Below are 25,698 nucleotides of genomic sequence, written 5' to 3'. Positions count from 1 at the left end.
AAAAAGACTGCTCGTATGCAAACTATCAGCAAACATAGCAAAGAAACGATTATTTATCCCGATTCTGACGGCAAACCTATGGCAGATAATACCGAACAATTTAAGTGGATTGTACTTATCAAAGAGGGTTTGGAGGCTATGTATTCTAAAAACCCTGACGTTTTTGTAGCAGGCGATTTACTTTGGTATCCTGTGGAAGGCAAACCTCAAATTCGTAAAGCTCCCGATGTAATGGTAGCCTTTGGCAGACCCAAAGGTTACAGAGGTTCGTATAAGCAATGGGAAGAGAATAACATACCCCCACAAGTGGTTTTTGAAATCAATTCCCCCAGCAACACTCCTGCTGAAATGTCCCAAAAACTTGTATTTTACCAAAACTATGGCGTGCAAGAATACTACTTTTACGACCCCGACACCAATAAACTTTTGATTTGGGTGCGTGAGGGAGAACATTTCAAAGAAATAGAAAACACCAACGATTGGCAAAGCCCGTTAATGGGTATTCGTTTTGTCCTTGATGAAAATACTATGCACATCTACCGCCCCACAGGCGAGCGTTTTGCCTCCTATACTGAAATGAACGATTTTCTGACAGAAGCTGAAATAAAAATTCAAAAAATGCAAGAAGAGAAAAATCTACTTGCTCAAAAACTTAAAGAATTAGGCATAAATCCTGATGATATTCTCAGAAAAGCGTAGATTTGCAGGAATTTTCAGTTTTTATGTTTTACAAGATTTTACGTTTTTTTCTTTTCCTGATGCCTGCCGAAAAGGCTCATCATTTCACTTTCGCTTTGCTTAAAACTTTTTTTCGTTTCAAGTTCATCAGAAATTTTTTTCAAAAAATCTATCACTACGAAAATCCAAAATTAGTCAGAGAAATAGCGGGTTTGCATTTTTCCAATCCTGTGGGGCTGGCGGCAGGCTTTGATAAAAACGCCATAGCTATTGATGAACTCGCTGTTTTTGGCTTTGGTTTTATAGAAATAGGAACGCTAACGCCTCGTGCTCAAAGTGGTAATCCTCTACCTCGTTTGTTTCGGCTCAAAAAGGACAAAGCCATTATTAACCGAATGGGATTTAACAACAATGGCGTTTTAAGTGCTGTTGAAAATCTAAAAAAACGAAATTCTAATGTAATTGTAGGGGGTAATATCGGCAAAAACAAAGATACTCCCAATGAAAAAGCCCTTGATGATTACCTTTTTTGTTTTGAACACTTGTTTGACTACGTAGATTATTTTGTGGTGAATGTCAGCTCGCCCAATACGCCCAATTTGCGTGCCTTGCAAGAAAAAGATCCTTTGAAACAAATTTTAATTGCCTTACAAGCCAAAAACAAAGAGAAAAAGCAACCCAAACCCATTTTCTTGAAAATCGCCCCCGACCTTTCAGAAAGCCAGCTTGATGATATTGTAGAAATTGTGCTGGAAACGCAAATTGCTGGGGTAATTGCCACCAATACTACCATTACAAGGGAAAACTTACAGAGTGATGTTACTTTACGCCAAGAAACAGGCGGATTGAGTGGCAGACCTTTGAGAGAGCGTTCTACGCAAGTAATAGCTTATTTGGCTCAAAAAGCCCAGAAACGTTTTGCTATTATTGGCGTAGGAGGAATTTTCTCTCCCCAAGATGCTCTTGAAAAAATACAAGCAGGTGCAGACCTTGTGCAAATTTATACAGGGCTTGTCTATGAAGGGGTTGGAATAGTGAAAAAAATTAAGCGTTTCTTGGCTGAAAAGGGAAGTTGAGTTATATACAACAACTATTTGAGAAGTACAATTTTGTTATTATATTTGTAAAACTCTCTTATGGTGAGCTTCTTATCTAAATTTTGCATAAGCAAAAGATTATAAGTTATTTTAGAGAAAGTTATAGATTTATTTCCATCATTGTAGGGCAATGGTCTGAATGATATGCTTGTGAGAGAATAAAAGCCTTTTGTAGAGCGGGTAAAAGAGGCTTGCTAATCATTTGGTAATCAATACGCCAGCCCAAATTTTTAGCTCGGGCATTGCTTCGCATACTCCACCAAGTATAATGATGTGGTTCGGGGTTTAAGTAGCGAAATGAATCAATGAAACCCAAATCCAAAAATTCCGAGAGCCAAGCTCGCTCTTCAGGTAAAAAACCTGTACTATTGGCATTGGCTTTGGGGTTGTGAATATCTATCGGCTGATGACAAATATTAAAATCTCCACAAATTATCAAATTTTGATGAGTTTTAGGTTTTATCCATTCGTAAAAGTCTGTTAAAAATTGCATTTTAATTGCCTGCCGTTCATCTCCGCTCGAACCCGAAGGAAAATACACACTCATCAGTGTAAAATTTTCAAAATGAGCTTGCAAAATTCTACCTTCTTGGTCGTAAAGTTCTATATCACAGCCCTTTTCATAGAAAAGGGCTTCTTTTTTGCTCAAAATAGCAACCCCACTATAACCTGCCTTTTTCGCAGGAAATACATAACACTGATAGCCCAAACTTTCAAAAATCACATAGGGAAATTGTTCTGCATCAATTTTAATTTCTTGCAGGCAAATCATATCGGCATTGGTTGCTTTGAGCCATTCGGCAAAACCTTTTCGCAAAGCGGCACGAATACCATTTACATTATAGGAAATGATTTTCATAACTGGCGTAAAAAAGTGAGCTTTTACTCAAAATTAATGGCAGGCTTTTCCTCACGAACAGGCTCAACGAGCTTGAGCAATACACTTTCAATGGCATTATTTTCTTTTTTTAGGATTTTGAAAATGTAATGCTCACTTTGCCACTCTTCATTTTCTTGGGGAATATTTCCAAAAACTTCGTTGATAAATCCTGCAACAGTATCGTAATCTTCGCTGGTAGGGATAGGTTCAGGCAAAAATTTATTAACTTCCTCTATATTGGCAAGTGCATTGACAATAAATTCATTTTCGCTTTTTTGTTGTACTACGGGCATTTCGTTATCGTATTCGTCTTGAATATCACCAACAATCTCCTCTAAAATATCTTCCATTGTTACAATGCCTGCCGTACCGCCATAATCATCAAGCACTACTGCCATTTGAATACGTTTTTTTTGCATTTCTCGCAAAAGCAAATTGATAGATTTGCGTTCGGATACTTGGTAAGGCTTACGCATCAGCGATTTTACACTCACATTCGGATTTTGAAGATTCTTAATTACATCTTTGGCGTGCAAAATACCGATGATATTATCCAGGGATTCTTCATAAACAGGCAAACGCGAGTAATCTTCTTGCATAATAAGTTCCAAAGCCTCTTGCAAAGTTGCATCAGATTTGATACCCACTATTTTGGTACGAGGTGTCATAATTTGCTCGGCGAGGCGGTCATCAAATTTGAATACATTTTCCAAAAGTTCGTGTTCAGTAGTGTTGATAGTTCCACTTTTTTTACTTTCAGCAAGAAGCAAACGAATTTCATCTTCAGTGTGCGTATCGTGTCCGTGTATGAGTGGCACGCCAAAAAGTTTCAAAACAAAATTAGCAAAACCATTTAGAACCCAAATAAAAGGACGGAATAATACGTAAAACGCTTGCAAAGGCATTGCAAGCAGAAGCGTGGTACGTTCAGGGTAACGAATGGCAAGTGATTTGGGTGCAAGTTCTCCAAAAACAATATGCAGAAAGGTAATAAGTGTAAAAGCAGTAACCAGAGCTATTTGATGTAATAACTTCTCATCTATTTGGATATGAAAAAGGTCTAAAATTTGGGAAATAATTTTGGCAACAACAGGCTCTCCTATCCAACCCAAAGCCAAACTAGCAAGCGTAATGCCTAACTGGGTAGCCGAAAGATAAGCATCAAGATTATTGACAATGTGTAGGGCATTTTTAGCAAGACGATTGCCTGATAAAGACTTGGTTTCTACTTGGGAAGCTCGTACCTTCACGATTGCAAACTCTGCCGCAACAAATAAGCCGTTCAGTATAACTAAAAAAATGGTAAGTAATATCTCACTGCCCATATCAAGGTGATAAAATGAAACAAACACGCTTTTAGCAAAACGTGCAGGCAATAATTTGTCGTAGATTTAATAAATTTTTGCCTTATTGCAAAGATAAGTATTTTTTTAGAAATTCTTTATCTTACGTAAGAAAATTTTGGTAGGCTACTTTTTGGGCAAAAAATTTTTAACGACAGAAATGATAGAAACAATTACTGCCATAGTGGTTAGTCCTATGGTCCAATAGGGTTGCGAAAGACTTTGCTTTTCATCAAGGTACAAGCCCGCCCATACAGCCAGCCCAATCGTGGCAATCATCTGAAAAGCTATGCCCGAATATTTGGCATAGCCTTCCAAGTCTTTTTTTTCTTTGCTATTGAACTTAAAAAAATTCATAAAACTTGTTTAACTTATCTTCGTTTTTTCCTTTTCTCATCACCTACTCTTTCAATATTAGATTTCATCTTTGCACAATCTAACTCATCTAAATCTAAATCGGCTGGTTTTTCAAAAGGGCGTGGTTTGTAGGGAAGTGAATTATCATCATACACTTTTGTCATAAAACGAGCAAAAGCAGGCAAAGCGAGTATAGCTCCTTGCCCTTCGTACATACTCAAAAATCTTACGGCTTTGTCATCACCACCTACCCAAACGCCTGTGATAAGGTCTTGTGTTACCCCTACATATAAGGCATCAGCCTGATGCTGAGTTGTACCTGTTTTACCACCAATTTGAGCATTGTTTTTCCACAAAGCAGGATAAGCTCGCAGAAAAGCTGAAGTTCCCCCTTTTTCTGTACCTGCCATTAGCATATCTAACATCATATATGCCTTTTTCTCGCTCATAACCTCACGAATTTCAGGTACAAACTCTTCCAATACCTTTCCGTTTCTGTCGGTAATTTTGGTTATCATTACAGGTCTGATGTGGTAGCCTTTGTTAGCAAATACCGTATAAGCTGAAAGCAATTCGTACATAGACATAGCGTGAGAGCCAAGACAGATAGAAGCTACACGAGGTAACTCACTTTCTACACCCAGCTCTTTAGCATATTTGCGAATTTCATCAACTCCAATTTCTTTGGTAAGTCCTGCGGCAATGGTATTGATAGAAAGCCCCATAGCTCGGCGAAGTGGATACATTCCTCCCGTATAGCCTCCCTCCTGCTTGGGTATCCAACCGGGAAAAACCACAGGCACATCAGGCATTTCGTGGCAAGGTGTATAGCCCAGATTTACGGCGGCGGCATACACAATAGGCTTGAAAGTGGATCCAGGCTGATGACGAGCCTGACGAACTTGGTCATACTGAAAATGACGATAACTGATGTTCCCTACCCAAGCCTTGATATGTCCTGTTTTGGGTTCAATACTCATCATTCCAATTTGCAAGAATTTCTTGTAGTGCCGAATGGAATCCATCGGCGACATAATTGTATCTTTTTCACCTTGCCAAGTGAAAATTCGCATTTGGCGAGGTTTGTTCATTTCATTCCATATAGCCTTTTCATCATTGCCATATTTGGCTTGTAAAATTTTGTAGGTATAAGACTTTTTAGCATTTTGCTCAATATAACCAATTTTCTCTCTGCCGTATTCATCTACCCAAGGGTTTCTACCAATCGCTTTCCAGTGAGCATAAAAGCGTTGTTGCTTTTCTTTCATATGCTCGGCGGCAGCCTCTTCGGCAAGAGCCTGCAAACGGCTATCAATAGTGGTATAAATTTTTAATCCTGCGGTATAAATGAACTCTTTGGCTTCTTTTTCATTGTTGGCATAGCCTTTGTCTATTGCCCACTTAATAATCTCTTTGAATACTTCATTTCTAAAATAAGGAGCTATTCCTTCGGAATTATCTTGCGGGTGGTAATCTAAACGAATAGGCTCGCTTTTAGCTTTCTGAAAATCCTCATCTGTGATAAAATTATAGAGTTTCATCTGCCCAAGTACTACGTTTCGGCGTTCAATACAAGCCTGCTGTTTTTGAGGATTTACAGGGTCGTATTTAGTAGGTGCTTGCAGCATACCTACTAGCATAGCGGCTTCGGTCAGTGTGAGGTCTGATGCATTTTTATTGAAATAAGTTTTTGCCGCAGATTGTATGCCAAAAGCATTTCTACCAAAGGCACACTCATTCAAGTACATTGTGATAATTTCTTTTTTAGTATAATTTTTTTCCAAACGAACCGCCGTAATCCATTCTTTGAACTTGATAATAACCAAACCCAAATAAGGTATTTTTGCAAGGGGACCGCGATTTTCTTTGGCACGCGTATCGAAAAGATTTTTGGCAAGTTGCTGTGTAAGCGTACTGCCTCCGCCTGCACCACCCATTTTGGTAAGTACCCTCGCTAGAGCTTTGGCATCAATGCCTGCGTGCTGTTCAAAACGTATATCCTCAGTGGCTATCAAAGCATTGATAACATAGGGGGAAATTTCTTCAAAATCTAAGGGTTGCCTATCTACGGTAAAAAACTTCCCCATCAATTTTCCATCAGCACTATACACTTCGGAGGCTTGCTCGCTTTTAGGGTTTTCAAGAGCTTTGAGGCTGGGCATTTCACCAAAAAGACCCATAAAATTTATCGCAATTGCCCATATAAACAAAACAATAAAAGTTATTACCAAAAAAAAACCATACCACACCCAACGAATTGCACGGCGATATTTTCCTTTTTCTAATTTTATCATTTGGCTTAAAAATTTATGCAAATTTACAACAAATTGTAAGCGAATTGTTGTTTTTTTATTGATTTTTTTTGAAATTGTTACCGCAAAATTTATGCTCAATTTTTTATGGAATATTTGGAGTTTTCAAAATATCGCGATAGCCAAGCCTTTCAAGAGGCAATGCGTATCAAAGAGTTAGAAACTATCATTCGCCTTTGTGATGAACTCAAAAGCCTCAATAGCGATATAAATCCTTTCATTTATTTCCGAAAGGCACAAGCTCTATTTGGTTTGGGCAAAGAAGAAGAAGGTATGAAAGTATTGCAGATTGCCCAAGAAATTTTTACTGAAAATTACGGCACCGTAGAGCAAGCTCATTCTTGGAACAAAGATGTAACCGAATTGTACTTAAAAATCTTAACTGAACAAGCCAAACGCTCTCTGACACAACCCGCCAAAAGTCTCTGGCTTTACAATGAGGCTTACCAACTCACCAAAGAACCCGAACAACGTTACGAACTGAAACAAAAACGATACCAAGCCTATCTGGATTTGGTGCATAGCCATAGTTCTTTGAAAAAATTTGCTTATATTGAAGAAGAACTACCCTCACAAGAACCCTTCTGGATTACCCCACTGCTCACGCAAGACACAGGAAATATCACCCTTATAGGTGGAGCAGTACGGAAAGGCTCTTTTTGGGTAGCTCACCCATACCGTAAGCGAGTATATTATCATTTTTCAGATGCCGAACAATTAGTTTTTAACGATTATTTGCAAGAATTTATCCAACTTATACAACATTTAGGAGCAAAAGAAATTACATTGGAATACATCAACGAAAGACAGCAGGAAGGCATTTTAGACCCCGCCGCCGAAAAACTACCTGATGATGTAAGCCAAACCTCGCGGAAAGTATCTGTTAAAAGCATTACTCATCAATTCAGTCCTTCACAAAAGGCTCATATACCTACACATTTAGTTTGGCTTGCAGAGCAAAGCGAATGGCAAAATCTCATTGCCGAACGCACACAAGGCTCTCTTACTTCTTTTGAAACAATTTTTAGCTCTAAAAATCTCTTACAAATTTCAGAAATAGAATTAGAGGAAGTGCAAGAAGAACTAAACGAACTCGTGAATGCTTTTCAAAGTGCTGGAAAAGTAGAAAGTGTAAAAAAGCGTCGCAATAAACGCATTTCTCGCATTACTGAAAATATAGTAGGAATTTCCTTACAAAATGCTTGGGCAACGATAGAATGTAAGATAAAAGTGGTTTTTGCTCCATTAGAAGAGCTTAAACAAGAAATCAATTTACAAAATTTGCCACTGGTAGATATTGATTTGCCCAAACCCTCCACAGAAAGTCGTAAGATGAAAGCAGTTGATGTTTCTAAAATTGTAACCGAAGTAGTTGAAAAAATACAGGTAACCCCCGAAATGCAAAAAACTATTTCTGCCCAAGAAACCCGCCTTACTACACCCGCCGAAGAGGAAACTGCTTACGATAAGTGGAAAAAAATGGTTGCAGAAACACAAAAAGAGCAAAAAATAGAAATTAGCGAAAAAGAGAAAGAGTTAAGTAAAAATAGACGTGATGAGGAGTTTGCCGAAGAAGAAATTCAAACGCAACCCGAAAAAATACAAGAAAAACCAAGCTCTGAACCTAAAACAGAAGAAAGAGATGACGATGGCTTTACCAAAGACGAACGTTTCTATTATGAAATGTTACAACATGCCTATCAAGATGGTTACATTTCTGAAGATGTGCGTAAAGTATTAGAACGCCGCCGCCAACGTTTCAAAATTTCTGAAGAGCGTGCCGCCGAAATAGAAAAAATAATGCTGGAAAAAAAGTAAAGATTTTTTCAGCATTATATTCAAAACATCTGGTATCTGTATTTTATGAATGTCTAAACATAAAGTCAGACCCCAATAATATTTTAGCAAAATTATGATTTTGTCAATTCTTCATATTTTAGCACTACCTGCATTAAGCCATTGAGTTTTTCTGTATTTATTTTTTCTTTTTTGATAAACTCTTCTAACTCCTTCTTTTTATCAGAAAAGATACTTAAAACTTCTTTTCGCCTTCCCTGCGTGAAATAGGCTCTACCATTAGGCAATATTAAAACAAAACTATCATCTTTTTCTAATGCTTCTATTTTTAAATTATTAGCATAACTATCAGTATCAGTAGGTTTGCGAGGCTTACGATGATGCCTGTAATATACCTTTACATCTTTTTCATAAATGATTTGGACGTAGCCATAAGAAATTTCAGGTAGGTTGGTCAGGAAAGTAAATTTGTATTCTTTGTCCTGATAAATAATGTGGAATTTTTCTACTTGTCCTTGTGGCAATACAATTTCTTTGCCTTCTTTTAGAATATGAATTTGGTCGGTAAGTGCATTGTAACGAAGTTTGTAGGTATCCTTTTTGCTCCCATAAAAAATGTATCCTTCTGCCCAATCTATGACAAAAGGAGTACCTACATCAACATTGAAAGTACCGCCTTGCTGTAGAGCTGGATTTGCTCCTTGGGGGTCTAATACATCAGCTAAAAGAAATCCTTGTGCATTCAAATACAAAGATAAAAATAAAGAAAAAACGAAAGTAAAGATGACTTTTCTCATAATTACAGAAATTTTATTCTATCACAAATTTATCAAAAATATTGATTTGTAAAACAAAAAAGCGTAAAAATTCGTTATTAAAATATAAAAAAAGTACAATTTAAGTTCTTTGAGAAAAAATTTTTTTGCCGAATGGCTTGGAAAATTCACTATCCACATTGTATCAAAAATTTTGTGGAAAAGTAGTGTTTTTTTGTGGAAAACCTGTGGAAAACCTTGTGGAAATTTATTTTTGGCATAATTTTTGATAGGAAAAATTTTCCACTTTTTAGCCTGTGGAAACCTGTGGAAAAAGCACTTTTTTTCCACAAATATGTTAAAATTTGCAAAAAAACTTACATCTATTTTTAAGCGGTTTTCCACTGAGTAAGGTCAGGTTATCCACAAAAATTGGTCATTTTTCCACAGGTTTCCACAGCTTATCCACAGAATTTTGAGGCGAAATGTGGATAAAGTTATCCACACACTTTTCCACATTTTACAAAAAATTCTGTGGATAACTTTTTGTAAAAAACTGATTTTTAATATTTTATGAATGTTGAAAAAGTTTTCCACAATCCACATTTTTCTGTTGATAATAATATTATTTCATACGAAAGTAGTTTTCCACAGCCCCTAATAGTAATAACAATAAAAAATAAAAAAAAGTATTATTATTACATAAAGAAAAAGTTGTGGAAAAATTTTCGCTTGCGAAAGTCAAAAAAATTTCTTATTTTCAGAAAAAATCGTTTTTTATGAAAACAAATCGTCTTGGAAAAATACTACAATTTGTATTTTTCATTTTCTTACTACACACTTCTGCGGCAGCACAAGATTTTCAACTTGCCGAAGAATATTTCGTACAGGGTAAGTATGAAAAAGCCAAAGATATTTACGAAAAGCTCGCTCGTCATTCTTACAATTGGCGAAGCATACACCAAAACTATCTGCTTACACTCATCAATTTGAAAGATTACAAAACCGCAGAAGACTTTTTGCGAAAGCAAATCAAGCAAGAGCCTGAAAATATGTTCTACAAGGTAGATTTTGCAGTTATTTTAGAAATGCAGGGCAAAATGAAAGAAGCAGAAAAAGAATATTTAGCTCTGATTGAAACAGGTAGAAAAGATAGAGAGAGAGCAACCATAGCTTACGAAGCCCTTGAAAAATACGATAAATATGAATGGGCAGAAAAATTATTTTTAGAAGCTCGCAAGTACGACAACTCCTCTGATAAATATGCTCTGCAACTTACCGAAGTGTATGCCAAACTTGGTAAGAAAAAAGAATTGCTTCAGGAGGCTATTAAACTTTACAACAAAAGCGAAGATTATAGCGAGTATGTAAAAGGCACTTTACAAGATGAATTCCGAACCGAAGAAGAGCTAAACTTTGTAGAGGAAACACTGCTTACCAAAGTGCAAGATGAGCCAAACCACAGAGCCGCCAATGAGTTACTTTTGTGGCTTTATATGCAACAAAAAAATTTTTTGAAGGCTTTTGTGCAAGCAAAGGCTATCGACAAACGCTTCAAAAAGCAAGGTTCTCAGCTCTTTGAAATAGGACGTATAGCCTTCGAAAATAAAGATTACCCTGCTACTGAAAAAATTTTAAGCTATTTTGTAGAGCAGTACCCCAACGATGCTCTTTATTTTATTCCTGCTCGTAGGTATTTGATAAAGGCTCGTGAGGAAGTTATTAAAAATACGTTTCCGATTGATAAGGAAAAGGTAAAAGCTGTTATTCAAGATTATCAGGAACTTATCAATTCACAAGGAAAGGCTAAAACCGTAGAGGCTCTGAAAGATATGGCACATCTGTATGCTTTTTTTCTTGATGAAAAAGAAAAAGCAATAGAACTGCTACAAGATGCCATTAACGAAGCCAGATACAATAACAAATTAGTAGCTCAATGCAAAATAACATTGGGAGATATTTATGTGTTAAAAGGTGAATTTGGTGAAGCGGCTCTGCTTTACTACCAAGCGGAGCGTGAGCAAAAAGACTCCCCTATCGGGCACGAAGCCAAACTCAAAAATGCTAAACTTAGCTATTACAAAGGAGAATTTGAAACTGCCCAGAATCATTTGGATATTCTGAAAAATGCTACTTCTCGCGAAATCTCTAACGATGCCATTGATATGAGCGTGTTTATTCAGGATAATACAGGAATGGATAGCACTGAAACAGCTATGCGTGAGTTTGCTCGTATTGACCTTCAGATTTTCCAAAACAAACTTGATGAGGCTCTCAAAGAGTTGGAAGCAATGCTAAAAAAATTTCCTAACCATAGCCTTACTGATGATATTTACTGGGCAAAGGCAAATATTTTTATTCGTATGGGAAAGCCACAAAATGCCATAGAAATGTATGAGCTTATTTTGAAAAATTATGCCTTTGATATTTTGGCTGATGACGCACATTTTGCCCTTGCCAAAACTTATGAGGAACTTTTACAGAACAAAGAAAAAGCCAAAGATTTGTATCAGGAACATCTGACCAAATTCCCAGGAAGTAGATACGTTGCAGAGGCTCGCAAAAGATTTCGTATCTTGCGTGGCGATAAGCTCAAATAAATATCCAAAATGCAAAAGTTGAGCAGTTATTTTACGGTGTATTTGTTTGCGAGTGTAAAATTTGCCCTTGCTCCGCCTACGGGGGTAGCTTTGGGACTTTCGGAATGGGAAATTATCCTTTGTACCGTAGCAGGAATGAGTACAACCGCCTTTTTGATACCATTGCTTGGAGAAAAACTTTTTGCCTACTTACGAAAAAAACGTTTGCAAAAAGGTAAAAAAATCAAAATTTTTTCACCTCGCAAACGAATGATTGTAAAAATTTGGCAAAAATTCAGTATTTGGGGAATAGCCTTTCTGACACCAGTTTTATTTAGTCCTATTGTAGGTTGTGCGATTGCGGTTTCTTTTGGCGTACCTCGTCCAAAAATCTTGCTTGCAATGGCTATCAGTGCCTTGTTTTGGGCTTTTCTGATGACACTCGGTAGCGAATGGATTGCACATTGGTGGCATTAAACAATTTTTCAGCTAAATTTGCAAAAAATTTACCAATGCTTTATCCGAAAAATATTGAACAAAAATTAGGTTTTGATAAAATCAGAGAGCTAATTGCTGAAAATTGTTTGAGTAACTGGGGTTTGCAGTATTTAGAAAAAATGCGTTTTTCTGATGATTATGAGCATATTTGCAAACTTACAGCCCAAACCCAAGAAATGAAAGAAATACTACTCTTTGATGAGCCTTTTCCCAACCAGAATTTTCTCAATGTACAAGAATCTTTGCAAAAAATTCCTATTCAGGGGGCTTTTCTTTCCGAAAATGAACTCTTTCAACTCAAAATTTCACTTTCTACTATTCGGGAATGTTATTCCTTTTTACAAAGTCGCAAAGAACGTTACTTACAACTTGCCGAATTGCTCAAGCTCGTAGAAATTGATAAAAAAATTTTTCAGCGTTTGGAGCAAATCGTTGATGATAGAGGTAATATTAGAGATTCAGCTTCTGCGACTTTGCAGGATATTCGCAGGAAAATAATTAGCGAAGAACAACTATTACAGAAAACTACCGATAAAATTCTGCGACAAGCCAAACAAGCTGGCTGGGCAAATGAGGAAGCATCGCTTACTATACGAGGGGGCAGAATTGTAATCCCTATTGCCGCCGAGCATAAACGAAAGCTAAAAGGCTTTATCCACGATGAATCTGCCACAGGTCAGACGATTTTTATTGAGCCTGCCGAGATTTTAGACCTCAATAATACGCTCAAAGAGTTACAAGCCCAAGAACGCCGAGAAATTATTCGCATTCTTACAGAAATAACAGATTTTTTACGTCCTTTTTTACCTAATTTGCAAAAAGCCTATCAATTTTTGGGGCTGATAGATTTCATTATGGCAAAGGCAAAGTTTGCTATAAAAATCAACGCCAATGCTCCTATTTTTGAAAAAAAAACAAAAATTCTTTGGAAAAATGCCATTCACCCTTTGCTTTGGCTTTTGCATAGCAGAGAAAATAAACCCATTGTACCACTCAATATAGAACTTTCTGAAAATCAGCGTATCATTGTAGTCTCGGGACCTAATGCAGGAGGAAAATCTGTTGCTCTGAAAACCGTAGGGCTTTTGCAATATATGTGGCAATGTGGCTTGCTTGTTCCTATGGTAGAAGGCTCTGTAATGGGAGTTTTTCAGGATATTTTCATAGATATTGGAGACGAGCAAAGCCTTGAAAATGATTTAAGCACGTACAGCTCTCATCTGACGGCTATGCGTCAGTTTGTTAATTTGGCTTCTGAAAAAACACTTTTTCTGATAGATGAATTTGGCACAGGTACAGAACCTCGTTTAGGAGGGGCAATCGCCGAAGCTATTTTAGAGGATTTGTGCGAAAAAAAGGCTTTCGGTATGATTAACACACATTACGGAAATCTGAAAACTTTTGCTCAAAATAAGAAAGGCATTACCAACGCCGCTATGCGTTTTGATATGCAAAATTTAGAGCCTTTGTACGAATTGGAAATCGGGCAGGCAGGAAGTTCTTTTGCCTTTGAAATTGCTAAAAAAATCGGTTTGCCCAAAAAAATTCTTGCCAAAGCCCAAGAAAAATTGAGTAGTGCTGAAATAAATTATGATAAACTGCTCAAAGAATTGGAACAAGAACGCAAAATTTTGAAAGATAAAATTCAAGAAATTGCCCGAAAAGAACAAGAATATCAGGTCTTGCTGAAAAAATATCAAGAGCAAACTGCTTTTCTGGAAAAAGAAAGAAAAAAACTGCTGAATGAAGCCAAAATAGAAGCTAAAAAACTCTTGCAGGAAGCAAATCAGAAAATAGAACAAACTATTCGTCAGATACGCGAGCAAAAAGCTGAAAAGAACATAACAAAAGATTTGCGTAAAAATTTAGAGGAATTTCGGCAAAATTTGCAAGTAGAGGAAGTTATAGAAGAAAATGAGAATCAGGATATTGAAGTAATAAGTGGAGAGATACAGGTAGGTGATTGGGTTCGTATAAAAGGGCAAAATACGCTTGGCGAGGTTTTGCAAATTCAGGGAAAAGATGCCGAAATTGCTATGGGAGAGTTGCGTTCTGTGGTGAAGCTCAATCGTTTGGAAAAAATCAGCAGAAAAGAGGCAAAAAATGAACAAAAAAAATTTGCCAAGAAAAGCATTGGCATCAATCTGACAGAAAAACTGGCAAATTTCAGCAGTCAGATTGATGTACGTGGCAAAAGTACCGAAGTAGCTTTGCAAGAAGTTGATAAGCTATTAGATGATGCTTTACTGGCAGGCTTTAACGAAGTTCGCATTTTACACGGCAAGGGCGATGGAATTTTACGTAAAATGATACGCGAACATCTGAAAAAGTATGATTTCGTGGCATCTTTTGCCAGCGAACACGCCGACCGAGGAGGCGATGGTTACACTATTGTGAAGATTAAATAGCTCTTTTTTCCAACCTTCTTCTGATGATTTTTTCTAGCTCAATCACGTGAAAAACTATTACTGCCACAGCCATACACAAAAGCAATTCTGTAAAAGTAAGTGGTTTAGTAACAAAAATTTCTTGGAAAAAAGGATGATAAATTAAAAGCATTTGCAAAGCAAAATTCAGAAAGGCAGTGCCAAGTAAAGGCAAATTCGTAAAAAATCCCAAACTGAAAAACAGATGTTTTTCGCTACGAACTGCTAAAATTTGCCCAATCTGGGCAAAACAAAGGCTTGTAAAAACAATTGTTTGCCAATGCGAACTGCCACTCGCATAGCTCCAAGCCTGCAAACCAAGTACCAAAGCTCCAATCAGCAGACCTGCCCAAAGAATATGCCAGCCCAAGCCGTGAGCAAAAATGCTTTCCTTTGGGTGGCGAGGAGGACGTTGCATTACACTTTTTTCGGCAGGCTCACCTGCAAGGGCAAGCCCAGGCAAACCATCAGTTACTAAATTGAGCCACAAAATCTGAGCAGGCAATAAAGGCACAGGCAAACCAATAATCGGGGCAAGGAAAATCACCCAAATTTTACCTGCATTGCCCGTCATTGTGTATTTGATAAACTTGCGAATGTTATCAAAAATTCTCCTGCCCTCGCGTACTGCCTTTACAATAGTAGCGAAATTATCATCAAGCAATATCATATCAGAGGCTTCTTTGGAAACATCTGTTCCTGAAATCCCCATAGCTACGCCTATATCGGCTCTTTTGAGGGCGGGGGCATCATTTACGCCATCGCCTGTCATTGCTACAAAATGCCCTTTACGCTGTAAAATCTTGACAATCTGTAATTTTTGTTCAGGAGAAACACGTGCAAACACGCGAATTTTATCCATACGAAATTCCAGCTCTTCCTCTGAAAGCAAAGCCATTTCCTTACCTGTAATTACTTCGTGCTTTTCGCTTTGCAAAATTCCCAAATCTTTGGCAATGGCTTCGGCGGTGAGAGGGTGGTCGCCTGTAATCATCACGGGAATGATGCCTGCGGTAATACATTCTGCTACGGCTTGGCGTACTTCGGGGCGAGGCGGGTCTATCATTGCAATTAGCCCTAAAAATTGTAATTTTTGTTCCGCAGTTATTTTTTCTATCTGAGGGTTTTTCTCCAAAACCTTATAGGCATAAGCCAGCACGCGTTGTCCTTTTTTGGTCATAGCTTCTGCAACTTGCCACACTTCAAGGGGTAAGCTATCACATTTTTCTGCTATAGCTTCCAAAGCTCCTTTACTGAAAACCAATATTTTCCCATCTTTCTCGTGTAGTGTGGTCATCATTTTTCTTTCAGAACTGAAAGGAATTTCATCTGTACGAAGTAGAACTTGACAATCAGGAGCTTGTTTTTGGGCATACAAGAGTGCCGCTATTTCTGTGGCATCGCCTTTGATTTCTCCGTTTTCTTGCCTTTGCGTGTCCTGATTGCAAAGCATTGCCTGCCAAAACAGATTTTCTGCTTCTTGGGGCAGTTGCGGATTAAGCCAATGCTCTTGTACAGTCATTTTGTTTTGGGTGAGCGTGCCTGTTTTGTCGCTTCCAATGTAAGTAACCGACCCGAGCGTTTCAATAGCAGGCAATTTGCGAATAAGAGCATTTTGCTTTACCAATTTGCTTGCTCCCAAAGCCAAAGAAACCGTAATTACCGCAGGTAAAGTTTCAGGAATAGCGGCAACCGCCACCGAAATGGCTGTCAGCAATAATTGTGTAGGCTCTTCGCCCCGAATAAATCCTGCTACATAAATAATGGCACAAATCGCAAAAATTACGAAAGAAAGCCTTTTTCCAAATTCTGCTAATCGTTTTTGAAGGGGCGTTTGTGTTTCGCTTTCTTGAAGCATTTGGGCAATATTGCCTATTTCAGTTTTCATACCTGTCGCTACTACCACCCCTACTCCTCTGCCATAGGTAACCAATGTGCTTTTGTAAGCCATATTGAGCCTGTCGCCGAGAGGAATATTTTGCTCTGCTAAAACCTGATGATGTTTTTCTACGGCTTCGGATTCGCCCGTAAGAGAGGCTTCCTCTATGCGTAAATTGTGGGTTTCTATCAGACGTAAGTCCGCAGGTACCATATCGCCTGCTTCTATATGAACAATATCGCCTTGTACTATTTCAGCCGAATTGAGATGCTCTATTTTTTCGTTCCGAAGCACTTTGGCAGTGGTAGTTGCCATTTTTTTGAGAGCCTCCATAGCTTTTTCGGCTCGGTATTCTTGAAAAAAGCCAATCACAGCATTCAAAAAAACTATCAAGGCAATGAGCAAGGTATCTTTCAGGTCGCCAATTAAGCCTGAAATTACCGCCGCAAGTAGCAAAATAATAATCATCACATCTTTGAACTGCCCCAAAAACATCAGCCAAATAGGGCGTGGTGGCTTGCTGATAAGCTCATTTCTGCCGTGAGAGGCTAATTTTTCTTGTGCCTCTTTGTGATTTAAGCCTTCTTTACGACTTTTGGTTTGGGTAAAAACCTCTTCCAAAGGCTGAATGTGCCACTGCATATATCAAAGTTTTTTGGGTGAAAGTAGGAAAAGAAAATTAGAAAAGCAAAATTACCCAATGACTAATAAAGGCTTTTTCAATGATTTTTTTCAAACTGCATACCCTCTGTAAAACATCGCCTACATCTTGCTTCATACGCATCTTTTTCGCCCAAAAGCACTTTTTCGGCTGAGGGGGCAAGACGATACGAATAATGAGCTACTGCCCCACACTTTACACAAATAGCGTGAACTTTGGTTACAAACTCTGCAATAGCCATCAGAGTAGGCATAGCTCCGAAAGGTCTTCCCAAATAATCCATATCCAGTCCTGCGACGATTACTCTTTTGCCTGCATTTGCCAAGCGATTACAAACTTCTACAATTTGGCTATCAAAAAATTGTACTTCATCTATGCCAATAACATCGCATTCGCTTACATACAAAAAAATCTCTTCGGCAGTATGCACAGGCGTGGAGCGAATAGCAGTAGCGTTGTGCGAAACTACCTGACTTTCGTGATAACGAACATCAAGAGCTGGTTTGAAAATTTCTACTTTTTGCTTGGCAATAATGGCTCGGTTTAGGCGGCGTATAAGTTCTTCGGTTTTCCCTGAAAACATTGAGCCACAAATAACTTCTATCCAGCCTGTAGCCTTGTGATGCGGTTCTACAAACAAATTCTTGCAATTTTAATGAAACGCAAACCTACAAAAGAGAAGTAAAAAATGCAAGATGAAAATTTATCTCACCCCACGCCAAAATACCCCAAGGGGTAATTTTTTTTCGTGTAGGTCTTGCAAATAAAGTTCGCCTATTTCATAGGAAAAAAAAGTGTCTTTGAAAATGCTTTGCATAAGTGTTTCGGCAATAAGAGCCGAAAAACCCATTGAATAGAGATTCAGGATAAGAAAGCTATTTTTTTCGGCTAAAAGCTCTCGGCAAAGTTTCAACATTTCATTGATATTATCTTCTAAAACCCATTTTTCACCTTCGGCGCCTCTGCCATAAGCAGGTGGGTCTAAAATAATTCCATTGTATTTTTTGCCACGTTTTACTTCACGGCGAACAAATTTAAGAGCATCTTCACAAATCCAGCGGATATTGCTTAAATTACTTGCTTCCATATTCTCACGCGACCACGTAAGCACCTGCTTCACAGAATCTACGTGAGTAACTTCTGCACCCATTGCTTTTGCCGCAAGTGATGCCCCGCCTGTGTAGGCAAAAAGATTCAGTACTTGTGGTTTTTCTAATGGCTTTTTCTCAAGAAAATCTATGATAAAATTCCAATTTTCGGCTTGTTCGGGAAAAATACCTACGTGCTTAAATGACGTAAATCCTAATTTCATTTTGAGCTTTACGCTCTTGTAGGCGTATTCTATCCACCAAGGCTCTTTTACGCCATACTTGAGCTTCCATTCGCCTTTTTCGCTGTTTTTTTCGGTATTTTTGGCTCTTGCGAAAGTAGCGTGAGCCATTTTTTGCCACTCGTTTTCTGAAAGGCTTTTATCCCAAACAGCTTGCGGTTCGGGGCGAGCTACCACGTATTTACCAAAGCGTTCTAATTTTTCAAAATTACCCGTATCAATGAGTTGATATTCTTGCCAATGAGTAGGAGTAAGTAATCGCATTTTAGGGTGAGTTCAAAAGATAGTTAAAAGGCTTTTAAGCTAATAAGTTGCTTGCGTGCATAGGCATTGTTGGGGTTGAGTTGGTAAGCTCTTTTGTAACAACCTACGGCGTTTTGTGTTTTTCCCAAACGCAAAAAAGCATCACCAAGTACATTATGAGCGGCACTATTTTCGGGGAATTCTAAAACACTAACTTTGGCGATAGAAAGAGCTTCGTTGGCTCTACCCAAGGCTAATAGCTTCTGTGAAATAGCAATCAAAAGAGCCTGATTGAGCTTGTATTTTTGGTGAACTTTGAAATAATTGTAACTGGCAAGCATTCCGTCCAAGCCGTTTTTTGAAAATTCTTGCATCAGAATATTCGTAGGGTCATCGTATTGAGCTACATTGAGGACGTGAAAAAATTGATGCGTACCGCCACCAATACACATATTGATAAGTGAATAAGCCATATTCAAGCCATTAGCACTATTTGCAAAAAGTACCAAGCCATCTTTTTTATTAGGAATGCCTACTACATACGCCTTTGCAGTTCCCAAATCGCCCCAATGCCAAAAGGCTCGCCCCAAATCGGTTTCATAAAGTCCAAAACCTAATCCCCAACTCATAGATGCAAGAAAATTTGTTTTTGCAGTGCTTTGCACTTTCCACATTTCCTGATAAGTTTCGGGCTTTAACCCCTCCCGATTAAGCAAATGGGCTAAAAATTTGCTGTAGTCTTCGGCATTGGTGAGCAAGGTGTAAGAGGCAGAAGGGGTATTATACATTCCAAACCCTACCGCCTGCCCCAAACTGCCGTGTCCGTTGGCTACTCTATCTGTGAAACTGCTTTGCCAAATATAACTACTGCTCGTCATTCCCAAAGGTTTGAAAACGTATTCTTGGGCAAGTAGTTCTAAATTTTTACCTGTAATTCTTTCTACCACAAACTGCAAATACGAAATGCCTACTCCCGAGTAGTGCATATCTGTTGTGGGTTCAAATACAATCGGCACTATGCCTGCTCGCCCATTGGGAAAGCCCGCCGAGTGCGAAAGGCACATACGTGCCGTAATTTTCAAAAAACGCTTATCTTGCACTTTGTGCATCAAGAAAAATCGTTCTATGCTATCCAGCGGAACGTATTCTACAAGGGGTTTATCTAAATCTAATTTGCCTTCATCAACCAAACGCAAACAAATGTAACCAAAAAGTGGCTTGCTAAGCGATGCGGCTTCAAAAATGGTTTTATCATTGACGGGCTTTTTGGTAGCCAAACTGGCTTTACCAAAGTTTTTTGTCCAAATAATTTTTCCATTCTTTACTACCCCCAACGAAAGCCCTGGTACGCCTGCACTATCCATCATTTCGGGAATACGTTTTTTGAGAAAATTTGTATCCAACTTTCGAGCCGAAATCTCATAAGTCCCAAAAACCAAAAAACAGAGCAAAAAGTATCTTTTCATAGTTGAAAAAATTTAGTGAGCCAAAATTCACATAGCAGCTAGCAAAGGCATCAGAGTGCAAGCAATAATACAAAAAAATTTTTAACCCCAAAACACGTAAAACTCTCAAATAGTTTAACTTTGCTTTTCAAGTTCATTAAGTAGGCATTGTATGGCTGTTCGTTACGAAAGTTTTGAAACCCTTTTTGCTGAGTATCAAATTGCAGATTTCGCACCGATACAAAAGGCTTGGCGAGAGCCTCATCGTTTTTATCATAATGAGGAACATCTTGCCTTTCTTTTGGAACGGATACAAAAAAGTTCTTTCAACGAAAAGGAAAAAGACATTTTGTATCTGATAGCTTTTTTTCACGATATTGTCTATCAGCCTACCCGCCAAGATAATGAGCAAAAATCTGCTGAAAAATTTTGGCAAATGTGTGGGGCAGATGAAAATATCAAAAATCTTGTTGCAAGAGCTATTTTAGATACGCATACGCATACACCTTCGCATACGCTTTCGGCATTTTTCTGTGAGATAGATTTAGTTATCGTAAGCGAAAGTAACTTTATTCAACTTTTAGAGTGGGAACAAAAAATTTTTAAGGAATATCAAGTTTTTGATTACAGCCTCTACAAACCTGCCCGTATAAGTGTTTTAGAAAATTTGAAAAAGAAAGTACCTCAAAATGCCCAAAATTTGCAGTATTTGATAGAATATCTACAAACCCACAAACCCAAGATTGGCGTTTATCCGGGTTCATTTAATCCGTTTCATAATGGGCATTACAATATTTTGCAGAAAGCTGAAAAGGTGTTCGATAAAGTTATCATCGCTCGTGGCATAAATCCTGAAAAAAATGAATTTGCCCAAGATGATGAAATTAGCCCTGTTTTGTATTATCGGCAGAAGGAAAGTTTTTCAGGTTTGCTCACAGACTATTTGAGCAGTAAAGAGAAAGATGCTGAAATCACGCTTATCAGGGGCTTACGCAATGGCGATGACCTTGCCTACGAAATGAACCAAATCAGTTTTATGAAAGATATGAAACCCGACCTAAAAGTAGTTTTTTTCCACTGCGACCGCGAATTTGAGCATATCAGTTCTTCGGCTATCCGCAATTTGGAAAAAATCGGCAAAGGTTACGGAGAAAGATACTTACCGAACTGATTTCAAAACTTCTAAAGCCTTTTGTAAAAATTCATCTTCGGCGTTGAGCGTTTGGAAATAAGCTGTTTTCCCCCAAATAATTTTAGCCAAAAAGGCTTTCAATTCTTTTTTGATGAATTTTTTTTCATTTTCGTTAAAATCTGAACCCGCAAAGGCTTTAGCAAGCATCATATCGGGTACTTGCCAGTGTGCCAAAAAATCTGAAAAGCCTTTTTCTTGCAAAATTTTACGATTTTGATGAGCATATTCAGCTATCCAAGGTTTCAGAGAGGTTTTTTGCAAAAAATCCTTGATTTTTTCTTCGTATTTGGTGCTATCTAAGGGCAAAAGTATATCAGGTACGATGCCACCTCCGCCGAAAACTTTTTTGCCTTTACGTGTAAAAAAAGTTTCTTTTTCGTCTGTAAGTGTATCTTTAAGCAGAAACCCCGATTTGTAGCGTTCTTCCAGACTTTTCGTATATTTTTGGGCGTTGTGGTAAGGACGTTGTATGCATCTGCCCGTAGGGGTGTAGTATTTTGAAACCGTCAGCCGAAGTTCCGAGCCATCGGAAAGCGTAAAAGGCACTTGCACCAAACCTTTTCCGTAAGATTTTCTACCGATAATTGTGGCTTTGTCGTTATCTTGCAAAGCTCCTGCCAAAATTTCGGAAGCAGAGGCAGAACCTTCATCTAACAAAACTACTACTCTGCCTTTTTCGCAAAGTCCGCCTGCGGTAGCTTTGTACTCTTGGTTGTAACGTTTTTGTTTGCCTTTGGTGGAAACAATCAGAAGCCCTGCCTCTAAGAACTCGTCTGCGATTTTATTGGCTTTATCCATATAGCCGCCGCCATTTTCGCGTAAATCTATAATGACCGCCTCTATGCTATCTTTTTCAACGAATTTCTGTAAAATTTCCGAAAACTCTTGATCGGTTTTTTCAGCAAAACGCAAAATGCGAAGATAGCCTATGGCAGGCTTTGCCAAATACCCTTCCACCGACCTACTGACAATTTTATCTCTTTCTACGCTTACTTCTTTTGTATCAGCTCCCCGTAAAATTTTCAGTTTTACATTCGTTCCTTTTTTCCCACGTAATTTTTGGAAAATATCGCTAATACTTTCGCCTTCGTTATATGCAATTGGCTCGTTATCAATGGCAAGAATTTTATCTCCTGCAAGAATGCCTGCTTTTTCGGCGGGGCTTTGTGGCAAAGGATAATTTACAAAAAGCGTATCATTGAGCCACTCATACTCAATACCAATGCCTTCAAAATCAGTTTCCAGTTGGCTTTGGGCGAGTGCAACCTCTTCGGCAGGAATAAAAGTACTATGAGGGTCAAGGTTTGAAAGCAAACTTTGCAAGCCAAGTGTGTGGAGCGAGTCTAAATTAACATCTTCCACATAATTTTCTCGGATAAGTTTGAGTACTTCGGCGGTTTGTTGGGCTTGCTTGCCCAAGCCTGCTTCGCGTACATACATAATGCTTACGCCCAAAGCAATGCCAACCCCCAAAGCCAATCCAAAGAAAAAAGGCATCAGTAAAAAAATTCGCTCCGAAGTATTTCTCTGCTTGACTTCCATAGCCCTTTTAGAACTCTCACTTACTCAATTTCTTCTATGAGGAGATTATGGTTGGTATAAATGCAAATATCGGCAGCAATATGCAGAGCCTCTTCAACCATTTGCTTGGCAGAAAGATGCGGGGCGTGTTTTTTCAGAGCCAAAGCCGCCGCTTGGGCATACATTGCTCCTGAACCAATCGCCGCTACATCATTATCGGGTTTGATAACATCTCCACTTCCTGATATGATAAAAATTTCATTTTTTGCTACGACAATCATCATTGCCTCCAAACGGCGAAGGTATCGGTCGGTTCGCCATTCTTTGGCAAGTTCAATAGCGGCACGCTCCACAATGCCTCCGTAAGCAGAAAGTTTCTCTTCAAACTTATCCATCAAAGCGAAAGCATCGGCGGTAGAACCCGCAAAACCCACTACCGCTTTGCCATCTTTGAGTTTGCGTATTTTACGGACATTGCTTTTGGCAACGGTATTTCCCAAGGTTGCTTGTCCATCAGCACCAATAGCTACTTTTCCGTTGTGCAAAACGGCAATCACAGTGGTTGAGTGTATTTTAGGCATTTTCATACGTTAATGATTTTTTATTTTTTAACTTTGAATTTACAAAGGCTTCACGTAATTTTGTTTGCAAATTACGAAAAATACTTCTCTTTTACGGCAATGAAAACGCTTTATTTACTTCGCCACGCCAAATCTAGTTGGAAAAATCCTGAACTTGCAGATTTTGAACGTCCTCTCAATCGCAGGGGCAAGAAAGATGCCCCCGCTATGGGTAAATTTCTGAAATTTCAAAAAGTGCAGATAGATTTAATTGTGTGCAGTCCTGCCAAAAGAACTCGCAAAACGGCTAAAAAAGTTGCCAAAGAGATTTTCTATCCGAAGCAGAAAATTTTGTATAAAAAAGAAATTTACGAAGCCAACATTGCCGATTTGTTTAGCGTAGTACAAGAAACGCCCAATGAAATTCATTCCTTGATGCTTGTGGGTCATAATCCGAGCCTCAACGATTTTGCCAACCTACTTTTGCCCGAAAACCCTATTGAAAACATACCTACCGCAGGCATTGTTGCTATTTCTTTTGCAGTAAATTCTTGGCAAGAAATTGAAGAAAATACAGGCAAACTGCTATTTTTTGAATATCCCAAAAAATTATTTCCAAATACCAAGCAAAACCAAGTTTTAAGTTCAGAAAATTATTTATAGCTTTGCATAGTAGCTAAAAGCACTCACTATGCAAGTAAAACATAAAGAAGAGTTGAAAGATGCTCTGCGGCTCTTGCGTAGCCATTCTTTTGCTGTAATTGGTGGTATCGTATTGTTTGTTATCATTCTAACTTTTACCACGAAATCTAATTTTCTTATCAAAACAGATAAAGCAGGTTACATAGACGCTATCAACCTACTTTCCAGCTTACTTGCAAGCATCGTTGCTACTGTATATTCTATTACGATTGTAGCTCTGCAACTTGCTTCTACGCAATTTTCACCAAGAATTTTACGCTATTTTCTATCTCATAACCTCTATAATCAAATCACTTTGGGTATTTTTTTGGGTTGGGTGGTTTTTTGTTTGCTTTTGAAGTTTTGGCTCATTGATGCTATTCCTGCCGAGCAAAATGAGGTGCCTAATTCAATGAAGCCTATCCTGAATTTAGCCATCTATGGCTGTATTTTTTTGATAGGGGGTCTGCTTCCTCATTTTATTATCACGATTGCCGAAAGCATCAATGCGGCTTCCATTACCCGAAAAATTGCTTTACACACCATTTCAGAAGTGCATAATGCTAAAAAATACTGGGTGCATCAGGAAGAGATAGGCAAAAGACCTTCTCACCCCAACAAAATTGCTGTAATAAGCAACAACTTTGGCTACTTGCGTTCTGTAAATATTGAAAAACTTATCAATATCTCTAAAATGCACAATGAAATAGAATTCATTGAGCAGGTCAATGATGTAGGCAGTTATATTTCAAGAAATACACCTATGGCACTGGTAGCTTTCAGAGAAAATAGTGCTAATCAAGCAAATATTGTCAGCAAAATAGCCAAGCAATTTGAAATTGGCAAGTTCCGAAGCTATCATCAAGATATCCATTTTGGAGTAAGGCAGTTAGTTGATATTGCTTTGAAAGCTATTTCTCCTGCCGTCAATGACCCCACAACGGCTATCAATTGCATAGACTACCTTGGCGAGATTGTACGTGAAATTTTACAAGCCAATATGCCTTCGGTAGGCTTTACGAAATGGAAAACTGCTAACGTGTATCTCAACGAAGCAAGTTTTGACCGCATCATCAATCAAGCCTTTGACCAAATCTATCATTACGGCAGAAATGATTTTGCCGTTACGGCTCGGCTTATCAATACTATCTCGCAAGTAGTAAGTTTTGCACTAAAAAAAGAGCATTTAGATGTTCTTACCGAAGAAATTTTAGAAATTGGCAATGATTTCCATCATCAGTACCGCAACGAAAGCATATCACGCGTATACACGCAAGAGCAACTTATCCGTGTGTTCAAAATTTTACAAAGAAGCATCAGAGCTCTACAAAAGCAGTACGAGGAAGTCCTTTTACAAAAGCATTACCCTTACATTCAAGATTTACAAAACCTGTACGCTCAATGTGAAAAAGCCATCAGTGATATTCAAAACAACTAATTGGGCTGTATTTTGAAAATTTTGTT

At 38.2% G+C, this 25,698-nt stretch carries 20 protein-coding genes; 9 read left to right on the top strand and 11 right to left on the bottom strand.

The genetic code is table 11. The features are described 5' to 3' along the window. The first annotated feature begins 15 nt into the window (after positions 1–15). Together Rain11_RS03150 and Rain11_RS03145 are read left to right on the top strand one after the other, a co-directional pair. Positions 16–699 (top strand): Uma2 family endonuclease, encoded by a 684-nt coding sequence (locus Rain11_RS03150; protein WP_101357877.1) that lies wholly within the window; start codon positions 16–18, stop codon positions 697–699. A 23-nt stretch (positions 700–722) separates the two neighbouring features. Beyond that, complete coding sequence (locus Rain11_RS03145; RefSeq protein WP_101357876.1) at positions 723–1,754, top strand: quinone-dependent dihydroorotate dehydrogenase; 1,032 nt, start codon at positions 723–725, stop codon at positions 1,752–1,754. 121 nt (positions 1,755–1,875) lie between these two features. On the opposite strand, the gene Rain11_RS03140 is transcribed toward Rain11_RS03145, so the two are convergent. From Rain11_RS03140 to Rain11_RS03125, 4 genes are all read right to left on the bottom strand, one after another. Then, the gene (locus tag Rain11_RS03140; RefSeq protein WP_101357875.1) at positions 1,876–2,634 is read right to left on the bottom strand and encodes an exodeoxyribonuclease III; all 759 of its coding nucleotides are present in this window, start codon (positions 2,632–2,634) and stop codon (positions 1,876–1,878) included. Positions 2,635–2,657: 23 nt separating this feature from the next. After that, positions 2,658–4,007 (bottom strand): hemolysin family protein, encoded by a 1,350-nt coding sequence (locus tag Rain11_RS03135; protein ID WP_243390536.1) that lies wholly within the window; start codon positions 4,005–4,007, stop codon positions 2,658–2,660. Positions 4,008–4,124: 117 nt separating this feature from the next. Beyond that, positions 4,125–4,355, bottom strand: coding sequence for an AtpZ/AtpI family protein (locus tag Rain11_RS03130; protein ID WP_101357874.1), 231 nt, complete (start codon positions 4,353–4,355; stop codon positions 4,125–4,127). 14 nt (positions 4,356–4,369) lie between these two features. Then, positions 4,370–6,649 carry a penicillin-binding protein 1A gene (locus Rain11_RS03125; RefSeq protein WP_101357894.1) on the bottom strand — a complete coding sequence of 760 codons (2,280 nt, stop codon included), beginning with the start codon at positions 6,647–6,649 and terminating at the stop codon, positions 4,370–4,372. Positions 6,650–6,754: 105 nt separating this feature from the next. Between Rain11_RS03125 and Rain11_RS03120 the strand changes: the two genes are divergently transcribed. Continuing rightward, complete coding sequence (locus tag Rain11_RS03120; protein ID WP_101357873.1) at positions 6,755–8,485, top strand: hypothetical protein; 1,731 nt, start codon at positions 6,755–6,757, stop codon at positions 8,483–8,485. A 92-nt stretch (positions 8,486–8,577) separates the two neighbouring features. On the opposite strand, the gene Rain11_RS03115 is transcribed toward Rain11_RS03120, so the two are convergent. Further along, positions 8,578–9,261, bottom strand: a complete 684-nt coding sequence (locus Rain11_RS03115) for a hypothetical protein (RefSeq protein WP_101357872.1) — start codon at positions 9,259–9,261, stop codon at positions 8,578–8,580. Positions 9,262–9,998: 737 nt separating this feature from the next. Here Rain11_RS03115 and Rain11_RS03100 point away from each other — a divergent pair. Genes Rain11_RS03100 through Rain11_RS03090 form a run of 3 tightly spaced genes read left to right on the top strand, consistent with a single transcriptional unit; the run spans position 9,999 to position 14,704 of the window. Then, positions 9,999–11,819 carry a tetratricopeptide repeat protein gene (locus tag Rain11_RS03100; RefSeq protein WP_101357869.1) on the top strand — a complete coding sequence of 607 codons (1,821 nt, stop codon included), beginning with the start codon at positions 9,999–10,001 and terminating at the stop codon, positions 11,817–11,819. Between the two features lie 9 nt (positions 11,820–11,828). Next, complete coding sequence (locus Rain11_RS03095; protein ID WP_101357868.1) at positions 11,829–12,275, top strand: small multi-drug export protein; 447 nt, start codon at positions 11,829–11,831, stop codon at positions 12,273–12,275. A 35-nt stretch (positions 12,276–12,310) separates the two neighbouring features. Continuing rightward, complete coding sequence (locus Rain11_RS03090; protein WP_101357867.1) at positions 12,311–14,704, top strand: endonuclease MutS2; 2,394 nt, start codon at positions 12,311–12,313, stop codon at positions 14,702–14,704. Here Rain11_RS03090 and Rain11_RS03085 read toward each other — a convergent pair. The 4 genes from Rain11_RS03085 to Rain11_RS03070 all read right to left on the bottom strand — a co-directional run bounded on the left by Rain11_RS03085 (position 14,697) and on the right by Rain11_RS03070 (position 20,301). Next, a complete protein-coding gene (locus Rain11_RS03085; RefSeq protein ID WP_101357866.1) occupies positions 14,697–17,243 on the bottom strand; it encodes a cation-translocating P-type ATPase in 2,547 nt (848 codons plus the stop codon). The two genes, Rain11_RS03090 and Rain11_RS03085, sit on opposite strands and share 8 nt — an antisense overlap. A gap of 77 nt (positions 17,244–17,320) precedes the next feature. After that, positions 17,321–17,902 (bottom strand): thymidine kinase, encoded by a 582-nt coding sequence (locus tag Rain11_RS03080; RefSeq protein WP_101357865.1) that lies wholly within the window; start codon positions 17,900–17,902, stop codon positions 17,321–17,323. A gap of 63 nt (positions 17,903–17,965) precedes the next feature. Continuing rightward, the gene (locus tag Rain11_RS03075; protein ID WP_101357864.1) at positions 17,966–18,856 is read right to left on the bottom strand and encodes a class I SAM-dependent methyltransferase; all 891 of its coding nucleotides are present in this window, start codon (positions 18,854–18,856) and stop codon (positions 17,966–17,968) included. 23 nt (positions 18,857–18,879) lie between these two features. Beyond that, positions 18,880–20,301 carry a serine hydrolase domain-containing protein gene (locus Rain11_RS03070; RefSeq protein ID WP_101357863.1) on the bottom strand — a complete coding sequence of 474 codons (1,422 nt, stop codon included), beginning with the start codon at positions 20,299–20,301 and terminating at the stop codon, positions 18,880–18,882. Positions 20,302–20,452: 151 nt separating this feature from the next. Between Rain11_RS03070 and Rain11_RS03065 the strand changes: the two genes are divergently transcribed. Next, a complete protein-coding gene (locus tag Rain11_RS03065) occupies positions 20,453–21,451 on the top strand; it encodes an adenylyltransferase/cytidyltransferase family protein (protein ID WP_101357862.1) in 999 nt (332 codons plus the stop codon). Here Rain11_RS03065 and Rain11_RS03060 read toward each other — a convergent pair. Next, a complete protein-coding gene (locus Rain11_RS03060; protein ID WP_101357861.1) occupies positions 21,440–23,014 on the bottom strand; it encodes a S41 family peptidase in 1,575 nt (524 codons plus the stop codon). The two genes, Rain11_RS03065 and Rain11_RS03060, sit on opposite strands and share 12 nt — an antisense overlap. Before the next feature lie 20 nt (positions 23,015–23,034). After that, entirely contained in the window at positions 23,035–23,574 is a 540-nt protein-coding gene (gene hslV / locus Rain11_RS03055; RefSeq protein WP_101357893.1) for an ATP-dependent protease subunit HslV, read from the bottom strand. 60 nt (positions 23,575–23,634) lie between these two features. Between hslV and sixA the strand changes: the two genes are divergently transcribed. Together sixA and Rain11_RS03045 are read left to right on the top strand one after the other, a co-directional pair. Then, entirely contained in the window at positions 23,635–24,216 is a 582-nt protein-coding gene (gene sixA / locus Rain11_RS03050) for a phosphohistidine phosphatase SixA (protein ID WP_243390535.1), read from the top strand. A 28-nt stretch (positions 24,217–24,244) separates the two neighbouring features. Next, positions 24,245–25,672 carry a DUF2254 domain-containing protein gene (locus Rain11_RS03045; RefSeq protein ID WP_101357860.1) on the top strand — a complete coding sequence of 476 codons (1,428 nt, stop codon included), beginning with the start codon at positions 24,245–24,247 and terminating at the stop codon, positions 25,670–25,672. The last annotated feature ends 26 nt before the right edge of the window (positions 25,673–25,698 follow it).

This window comes from Raineya orbicola (assembly GCF_002843425.1).
In the GTDB taxonomy this organism is placed as follows: Bacteria; Bacteroidota; Bacteroidia; order Cytophagales; family Thermonemataceae; genus Raineya; species Raineya orbicola.
The sequence above is the reverse complement of the archived record's forward strand: the minus strand, read 5'-3'. Positions and strand labels throughout refer to the sequence as shown.

Coding starts and splice junctions, on each gene's coding strand:
- Rain11_RS03125 (WP_101357894.1), bottom strand. CDS start 6,649: ATGATAAAATTAGAAAAAGGAAAATATCGCCGTGCAATTCGTTGGGTG.
- Rain11_RS03090 (WP_101357867.1), top strand. CDS start 12,311: ATGCTTTATCCGAAAAATATTGAACAAAAATTAGGTTTTGATAAAATC.
- Rain11_RS03140 (WP_101357875.1), bottom strand. CDS start 2,634: ATGAAAATCATTTCCTATAATGTAAATGGTATTCGTGCCGCTTTGCGA.
- Rain11_RS03095 (WP_101357868.1), top strand. CDS start 11,829: ATGCAAAAGTTGAGCAGTTATTTTACGGTGTATTTGTTTGCGAGTGTA.
- Rain11_RS03100 (WP_101357869.1), top strand. CDS start 9,999: ATGAAAACAAATCGTCTTGGAAAAATACTACAATTTGTATTTTTCATT.
- Rain11_RS03070 (WP_101357863.1), bottom strand. CDS start 20,301: ATGAAAAGATACTTTTTGCTCTGTTTTTTGGTTTTTGGGACTTATGAG.
- Rain11_RS03045 (WP_101357860.1), top strand. CDS start 24,245: ATGCAAGTAAAACATAAAGAAGAGTTGAAAGATGCTCTGCGGCTCTTG.
- Rain11_RS03120 (WP_101357873.1), top strand. CDS start 6,755: ATGGAATATTTGGAGTTTTCAAAATATCGCGATAGCCAAGCCTTTCAA.
- Rain11_RS03145 (WP_101357876.1), top strand. CDS start 723: ATGTTTTACAAGATTTTACGTTTTTTTCTTTTCCTGATGCCTGCCGAA.
- Rain11_RS03115 (WP_101357872.1), bottom strand. CDS start 9,261: ATGAGAAAAGTCATCTTTACTTTCGTTTTTTCTTTATTTTTATCTTTG.
- Rain11_RS03075 (WP_101357864.1), bottom strand. CDS start 18,856: ATGCGATTACTTACTCCTACTCATTGGCAAGAATATCAACTCATTGAT.
- hslV (WP_101357893.1), bottom strand. CDS start 23,574: ATGCCTAAAATACACTCAACCACTGTGATTGCCGTTTTGCACAACGGA.
- Rain11_RS03060 (WP_101357861.1), bottom strand. CDS start 23,014: ATGGAAGTCAAGCAGAGAAATACTTCGGAGCGAATTTTTTTACTGATG.
- Rain11_RS03085 (WP_101357866.1), bottom strand. CDS start 17,243: ATGCAGTGGCACATTCAGCCTTTGGAAGAGGTTTTTACCCAAACCAAA.
- Rain11_RS03130 (WP_101357874.1), bottom strand. CDS start 4,355: ATGAATTTTTTTAAGTTCAATAGCAAAGAAAAAAAAGACTTGGAAGGC.
- Rain11_RS03150 (WP_101357877.1), top strand. CDS start 16: ATGCAAACTATCAGCAAACATAGCAAAGAAACGATTATTTATCCCGAT.
- Rain11_RS03065 (WP_101357862.1), top strand. CDS start 20,453: ATGGCTGTTCGTTACGAAAGTTTTGAAACCCTTTTTGCTGAGTATCAA.